We start from the raw sequence: 6,479 nt of genomic DNA on the forward strand, positions 1-6,479 counted from the left end.
TGTTCGCCCAGCGGGTGCCGTCTTCACTTCGCCACCGACTATACACCCCCCGGCGGCGGCACCCCCCCCCGCGCGCCCCCCCCCGGCCGCGCGCCGGGGGTGACCCGGGCCTGGCGCACAGCGCAGGCCGGGGTCACGGTCCGAGTGACCGAATCGCCGTCGGCGTCGGTCGGTTCGGCCCGAGTGTGACCTGCTTCCCTGGGTCTGCGCTGTGACTCATGGTCGCGGCCGGGCCGTCGTCGCCGCTTCGCCCGACCGCTCCGCCCGTGCCCAAGGGAGCCGGTGCGCCCCGCATCCGCGCAGGCCGAACCGGCCAGGGCGGACATTACGGGCGGCGGTCGGTGCCTCGGTTACGTGAGCTTGTCAGAGGGGCGGGGGGTGCGGCGATGATGTCCGCAGGCGGGTTTGCGCCGTGGCTGTTTTCCGCCACGGCAGCCACCGACCGGCCTGAACGGATCCTTGGGGAGGGGCATCGCCGCATGCTGGGAGCGATAGGGCTGGACGAGACGCACGAGTCGGCGTACCGGGCACTGGTGTCCGTGGGCGCCGCCGACGTGCCCGATCTCGCGCGACGGCTCACCCTCGCCGAGTACGACACCGAACGCGCCCTGCGCCGCCTGGAGCGGCACGGCCTCGCGGCCCAGTCGTCGGCCCGGCCCGGACGCTGGGTCGCGGCGCCCCCCGGGGTCGCCCTCGGTGCGCTGCTCACCCAGCAGCGGCACGAGCTGGAGAAGGCGGAACTGGCGGCCGCGCTGCTGGCCGAGGAGTACCGCGCGCAGGCCGCCGAACCCGCGGTGCACGACCTGGTCGAGGTGGTGATCGGCGCGGCGGCCGTCTCGCAGCGGTTCCTGCAGTTGCAGCTCGGTGCCAATGAGGAGGTGTGCGCCCTGGTCACCGGCAACCCGGTCGTCGTCTCCGGGATGGACAACGACGCGGAGGAGCAGGCCGCCGGCCGCGGGGTCCGCTACCGCGTGGTCGTCGAGCGGACGGTCCTGCACCTGCCCACCGGGATCACCGAGCTGTCCGCGGCGCTGGGCCGCGACGAGCAGGTACGGGTGGTGGACCAGGTCCCGACCAAGCTGGTGATCGCCGACCGGGCTCTCGCCATGGTTCCGCTCACCTCGCACACCTCGGAGCCCGCCGCCCTCGTCGTCCATGCGAGCGGACTGCTTGAGCTGCTGTCGGGCCTGTTCGAGTCGGTGTGGCGGGACGCGCTGCCCCTGCGGCTCGGCAGCCGGGGCGTGGCCGAGCAGGAGCCCGACGGCCCGGACGGCACCGACCTGGAGATCCTCTCGCTGCTGCTCGCCGGCCTGACCGACGCGAGCGTCGCCAAACAGCTCGACCTGGGCCTGCGGACCGTACAGCGCCGGGTGAAGCACCTGATGGAGCTGACGGGCGTCACGACCCGGCTGCAGCTGGGCTGGCACGCGTACGAACGCGGCTGGGTGGCGCGCGAGCGGCTCGGCTGATCCGACGTGCGCCGAACCCTCGCGACCTGCGGGTTCGCCCGTGTTCGGGCAGGCTGGGCAGATGGGAGTGTGGGAACTCCTGCTGGTCGGCGTGGTGATACTGCTCGGCCTGGCCGGAGTACTGGTGCCCGGTCTGCCGGGGTCGTGGCTCGTGTGGGCCGCGGTCCTGTGGTGGGCACTGGACGAGCCCCAGGCGCTCTCCTGGGCGGTCCTCGTGGGCTCGACCATGGTCCTGCTGCTCTCCCAGGCGGTCCGCTGGGGCCTGCCTCCCCGGCGGCTGCGCACGAGCGGCGCAACCCCCCGAATGGCGGTGTACGCCGGGACCGGGGCCCTGCTCGGTTTCTTCGTGCTGCCGGTGTTCGGCGCGATACCCGGCTTCCTGGCCGGGATCTACCTCTACGAGCGGCTGCGGCTCGGCGGCCATCGGCAGGCGGTGACGGCGGTACGGGCGGTGATGCGCTCGGGCGGGTCCAGCGTGCTCACCGAACTGTTCGCCTGTCTGCTGATCATGGGGGCGTGGCTGGGTGCGGTGATCTGGGGCTGAGCCCTGAACGATCCGCGACAGCTACGGCGTGACACCGGTGAGATCGGTGAGATCGGTGAGATCGACCGTGTCGGCCAGGGCCCGCATGCCCGCGTCGTCGAAGTGGAGATGGTCCCCCGGGTCGTACGCGGGCAGAATCCGCCCGGGCCGGTCCGGATCGCGGACGGCGGCGTCGAAGTCGGCGACCGCGTCGAAGAGCCCACCGGTGCGGACGAAGGCGTTGACCGCCCGGCGGACGGCCTCGCGGTCCGGCGTCCAGGCGGGATGGCCGCCGTACGGAGTGATCGTGGCGCCGATGACCCGGATCCCCCGGGCATGGGCGCGCGCCACGATCCGGCGGTACGCGTCCTCCAGCGCGCGGGGGTCCGTCACGCTCGGGATGCCCTTGATGTCGTTGATGCCCTCCAGCACGATCATCGCCCGTACCCCGGTGCGGGACAGGACGTCCGCGTCGAGGCGGGTCAGGGCGCTGGGGCCCCTTCCTTCGCGCAGGACGCGGTTGCCGGCGACACCCGCGTTGAGGACGCCGAGCCGGCGGTGCGACGGAAGGCGGCGGAGGCGTTCGGCGAGCCGGTCGGGCCAGCGGTGGTTGGCGCTGAACGTCGAGCCGGAACCGTCGGTGATGGAGTCCCCGAGCGCGACGACGCTCCCCGCCGCGGACGCGCCGAGCACATCGACACCGGTCACGTAGTACCAGTTGCCGACCGTGTCGGTGTACGCGCCGCCCCTCTCGTCGGCGGCCCGATCGGCGCCCCGGGCAAGGAAGTTGGCCTGGAGCGCGGACCGGTGGTAGGTGGCCGGACCCGAGTCCCCGGGCGTGTGCACCGTGACCAGCAGGTTGGCCCCGGCGGGCACCCGCAGCAGGACGGGATCGGTGACCAGGTCCCTCCCGGCCGGGATCCGCACGGCCCTGGCACCGCCGAACGTGGCGGTGCGCATCGACCCCGGGACGGCGTCGGGGCTGCGGGGCGCACCCGTCCGCTGGAGGGCGACGGTCACCGAGCCGACCCGGAGCGGCCCGGTGCCGAGCCGGTTGGAGATCCGGACGCGCACGGCGGTCCCGCCGAGGCTGGTGTGCACGACGTTGCGGATGGAGGCGCCGGGCAGCGCCGGGACGGTGCCGGAGGGCGCGGCCTCCCAGGTGCCGGTCCAGTGCCGCGCGGGCACGGGAGGCGGTCCGGGCGGCCAGGTGTCGGCGCGCGAGGACGGCGGAGCGAGCGCCAGGACGGTCACGAGGGGGACGAGCAGGTGCCGGACCTTGATCGCGCGCATCATGCGCCCATGGCTTCCCTGCCCTCCGGCCCGCCCAACAGTCCGTCACACGTCCGGACGCATCCGCCCCACCGGTGCCGGCTCCGCCCCCGGTCCTAGGTCCAGGACCCGATGCGCACCGGCCGTGCGCCGTGCTTCGCTGCGTCCATGACCGAATTCAGCAGGGCCGAGCGCGCGTACCTCTCCTCGCAGCGGCTGGGCCGACTGGCCACCGTCGACGCCCACGGGCAGCCGCAGGCGAACCCCGTCGGCTTCTTCCCGCAGGACGACGGGACGATCCTGATCGGTGGCTACGCGCTGGGTACGACCAAGAAGTGGCGCAACCTCCGGAAGAACCCGAAGGTGGCGCTGGTCGTCGACGACGTCGTGAGCGTCCAGCCCTGGAAGGTACGCGGCGTCGACATCCGCGGCGAGGCCGAACTCCTCACCGGTCCGCACGAGTTGGGCAGCCACTTCAGCGACGAACTGATCCGCGTCCACCCGAAGCGCATCCACAGCTGGGGCCTGGAGGACTGAGGTTCTCGGACGAACCCTGGAGTTCCGCCCCCGCCGGGCCGCCGAGCGCGCCCTCAAGACCGAGCAGCGACTGCTTGCGTTCGAGGCCGCCGGCGTACCCGGTCAGGGAGCCGTTCGCGCCGATCACCCGGTGACAGGGCCGCACGATGAGCAACGGATTGGCGCCGACCGCGCCCCCGACCGCGCGCACGGCCGCACGCGAGACGCCGAGCCGCGCGGCGATGGCCCCGTAGGTCGTCGTGGTTCCGTAGGGCACGTCGTCGATCACGGCCCAGACCTGCCGGCGGAACGGAGTTCCCTCGGTCCTGAACTTCAGCTGGAATTCCTTGAGTTCACCGGCGAAGTAGGCGGCGAGCTGCTGCTCGGCCTCCCGGAAGAGCTCAGGACGGCGCAGCCAGTCGTCCTGCACGGTGCGACCGCCCTTCTGTCCGGGGACGGAGAGCGAGGTCAGCATGCCGGACTCGTCGGCGGTGAGGAGGAGTTGACCGACGGGGCTGTCGAGGGTCGTGTAGGAGAGGGGGCGTGCGGGGGTGGTCATCAGAGGGCTTCCCGTTCCGACTCGCTTGCGATCCTGAGGTGTTGTACGGCGTAGGAGCGCCAGGGGCGCCAGGTGTCGGGGACGTCGCCACCGGGTGGGGCCACGTCGGGGTCGCCGAGGGCGCGGGTACGGATGACGGCGGCGGTACGCCCGTCCATGCCGGGCAGCGCGAGCAACGCCTCCTGCGCGTCGTCCCGGTCGGCGCCCGCGTCGAGCCGCAGGGCTCCGTCGGCGAGGGCCGCGGTGAGTGCGCCGAGGGGCCCGTCCGATTCGGCCTGCGCAAGGACGCCCGGTTCGGGGAACACATGGGTGAGCGTGCCGCACGGCGAGTCAAGCGCCTTGCCGTGGCGTCGCACCAGCCGCTCGGACTCCGCTCGCCCCGCCAGCGCGCGTACGGCCAGTTCGTCGGGGTCGGCGGTGCCCGGCGAACGCAGGCCCGGGCGGGCGGCGACCAGCGGGGCCAGGCGCGGGTCGGCGGCGAGCCGTTCGTCGACGGCGTACGGATCGGCGTCGAGGTCGAACAGCCGCCGCAGCCGCTGTACGGCGGTGGTCAGGTCGCGGAGATCGGTGAGCTGAATGCGCGCGTCGAGCCAGCCACCGGAGTGGGCCGCGTGATCGGACGCCGTACGAGGTCCCGGTCCCGGTTCCGCACCGGGACCCGGCGCCGCACCGACCGGCACCGGCACCGGCACCGGCACGCGGAACGGGGAAACGACCCGCTGACCGCGCACCCGCTCGTCCACGGCGACGATCCCCGTCCCGTACGGCAGTCGGAGGGTCCGGCGGTAGGTACGGCGGCCGGGGTTGCCGCTGACCTCCTCGATGCCCGGGACCGCCTCGCGGGCGAGGAGGTCGAAGACGGCGTCGGCCTGGTAGGCGCCGCGGTGGGCGAGGCGCAGGGCGATGCCCGCGGAGGGGGTGGCGGTGCGGCGGCTCGGGCCGCCGCCACGGGGTGCGGCGGCGCGCACTTCGCTCGGCGTCGACGCGTACACCGCCCTGATCGTGTCGTTGAACTGCCGCACGCTGGCGAAGCCGGCCGCGAACGCGATCTCCGTGATCGGCAGACCCGTTGTCTGCAACAGCACCCGGGCGGCGTGGGCCCGCTGGGCACGGGCCAGGGCTACGGGGCCCGCGCCGACCTCGGCGGTGAGCTGGCGCTGCACCTGGCGGGCGCTGTAGCCGAGGCGCAGCGCGAGTCCGCCGACGCCTTCGCGGTCGACGACTCCGTCGCCGATCATGCGCATGGCCCGGCCCACCACGTCGGCCCGGACGTTCCACTCCGCGGAGCCGGGGACCGCGTCCGGGCGGCAGCGGCGGCAGGCCCTGAAGCCTGAGCTCTGGGCTGCGGCCGCGGTCGTGTAGTACCGGACGTTCCGCCGCTTCGGCGTGACCGCCGGGCAACTGGGCCGGCAGTAGATCCCCGTCGTCTCCACCGCGAAGAAGAACTCCCCGTCGAAACGGGCATCACGGCTGCGCACCGCCTCGTACCTGGTCTCTTCATCGATCACGTCTACCAGTGTGCGGGGTCGCCGGCGGCGCGGCTGGCGGAAATCGGACGTGACGTTGCCGTCGCCCCCGGCCCCCTCGTCCGGGAAGGCACCCGGGGTGGGTGGGCAAACCCCGGGTGCCCCTTGTTTCCTCCGCACCCGGGGTGGGTGCCGGCCGGGGGTGGGTCACGCAGCCCGGCGTTTGCGGGGTGCCGCTGCGCCCACCCGTGCCGCCCCTAGCGGCACGATTGCCCGCAGAAACGAGGCTTCGCCGGCCCCCCGACACCCCACGCACCGCCACAGCGTGGGTGGGCAGCCGTCCCTAGCTCCACGCACGCCCGCAGTAACGCGGCTTCGCCGTCCCCCGACACCCCACGCACCCGCCACTGCCGGGTGGGCAGCCGTCCCTAGCTCCACGCACGCCCGCAGAAACGCGGCTTCGCCGTCCCCCGACACCCCACGCACCCGCCACTGCCGGGTGGGCAGCCGCCCTAGCCGCGCGATTGCACGCAGCTTGAGCGACTGCCACCCGCAGTCGCGCACGCACGGAAGGGGCCGTGCCGGTACGTCTCTGCCCGTCGCGTAGCAGGCTCCCAGCCAAGCTCCGCCATGCTCGACCCCGGGCAGTACGCCCACGCGGCGACGGGCAAGAC

General features: G+C 73.7%; 5 protein-coding genes and 1 pseudogene. 3 read left to right on the forward strand and 3 right to left on the reverse strand.

Features of this window, described 5'->3' with window-relative positions:
- Positions 1-479 precede the first annotated feature (479 nt).
- Positions 480-1,469 (forward strand): helix-turn-helix transcriptional regulator, encoded by a 990-nt coding sequence (locus ABZS97_RS42940; protein ID WP_356149048.1) that lies wholly within the window; start codon positions 480-482, stop codon positions 1,467-1,469.
- Between the two features lie 61 nt (positions 1,470-1,530).
- On the forward strand, positions 1,531-2,013 hold the full coding sequence (locus ABZS97_RS42945; protein WP_356149051.1) for a DUF456 domain-containing protein: 483 nt from the start codon (positions 1,531-1,533) through the stop codon (positions 2,011-2,013).
- Between the two features lie 21 nt (positions 2,014-2,034).
- Here the strand turns inward: ABZS97_RS42945 and ABZS97_RS42950 are convergent, their stop codons facing one another.
- Positions 2,035-3,288: an SGNH/GDSL hydrolase family protein gene (locus ABZS97_RS42950; RefSeq protein ID WP_356149054.1), complete on the reverse strand. Its 1,254-nt coding sequence runs from the start codon at positions 3,286-3,288 to the stop codon at positions 2,035-2,037.
- Between the two features lie 144 nt (positions 3,289-3,432).
- Between ABZS97_RS42950 and ABZS97_RS42955 the strand changes: the two genes are divergently transcribed.
- Positions 3,433-3,801, forward strand: coding sequence for a PPOX class F420-dependent oxidoreductase (locus tag ABZS97_RS42955; protein ID WP_356149057.1), 369 nt, complete (start codon positions 3,433-3,435; stop codon positions 3,799-3,801).
- 43 nt (positions 3,802-3,844) lie between these two features.
- On the opposite strand, the pseudogene ABZS97_RS42960 reads toward ABZS97_RS42955, so the two are convergent.
- Positions 3,845-4,339, reverse strand: a pseudogene (locus ABZS97_RS42960) (methylated-DNA--[protein]-cysteine S-methyltransferase); the annotation flags it as partial.
- A complete protein-coding gene (locus ABZS97_RS42965) occupies positions 4,339-5,844 on the reverse strand; it encodes an AlkA N-terminal domain-containing protein (protein ID WP_356149060.1) in 1,506 nt (501 codons plus the stop codon). The gene ABZS97_RS42965 and the pseudogene ABZS97_RS42960, both read right to left, overlap by 1 nt.
- Positions 5,845-6,479 lie beyond the last annotated feature (635 nt).

The organism is Streptomyces sp. NPDC005485 (genome assembly GCF_040606085.1).
GTDB lineage: Bacteria > Actinomycetota > Actinomycetes > Streptomycetales > Streptomycetaceae > Streptomyces.

Bases quoted from the DNA above. Each gene is read 5' to 3' on its own strand.
- ABZS97_RS42945 (WP_356149051.1), top strand. From the start codon at position 1,531: ATGGGAGTGTGGGAACTCCTGCTGGTCGGCGTGGTGATACTGCTCGGC.
- ABZS97_RS42940 (WP_356149048.1), top strand. From the start codon at position 480: ATGCTGGGAGCGATAGGGCTGGACGAGACGCACGAGTCGGCGTACCGG.
- ABZS97_RS42955 (WP_356149057.1), top strand. From the start codon at position 3,433: ATGACCGAATTCAGCAGGGCCGAGCGCGCGTACCTCTCCTCGCAGCGG.
- ABZS97_RS42950 (WP_356149054.1), bottom strand. From the start codon at position 3,288: ATGATGCGCGCGATCAAGGTCCGGCACCTGCTCGTCCCCCTCGTGACC.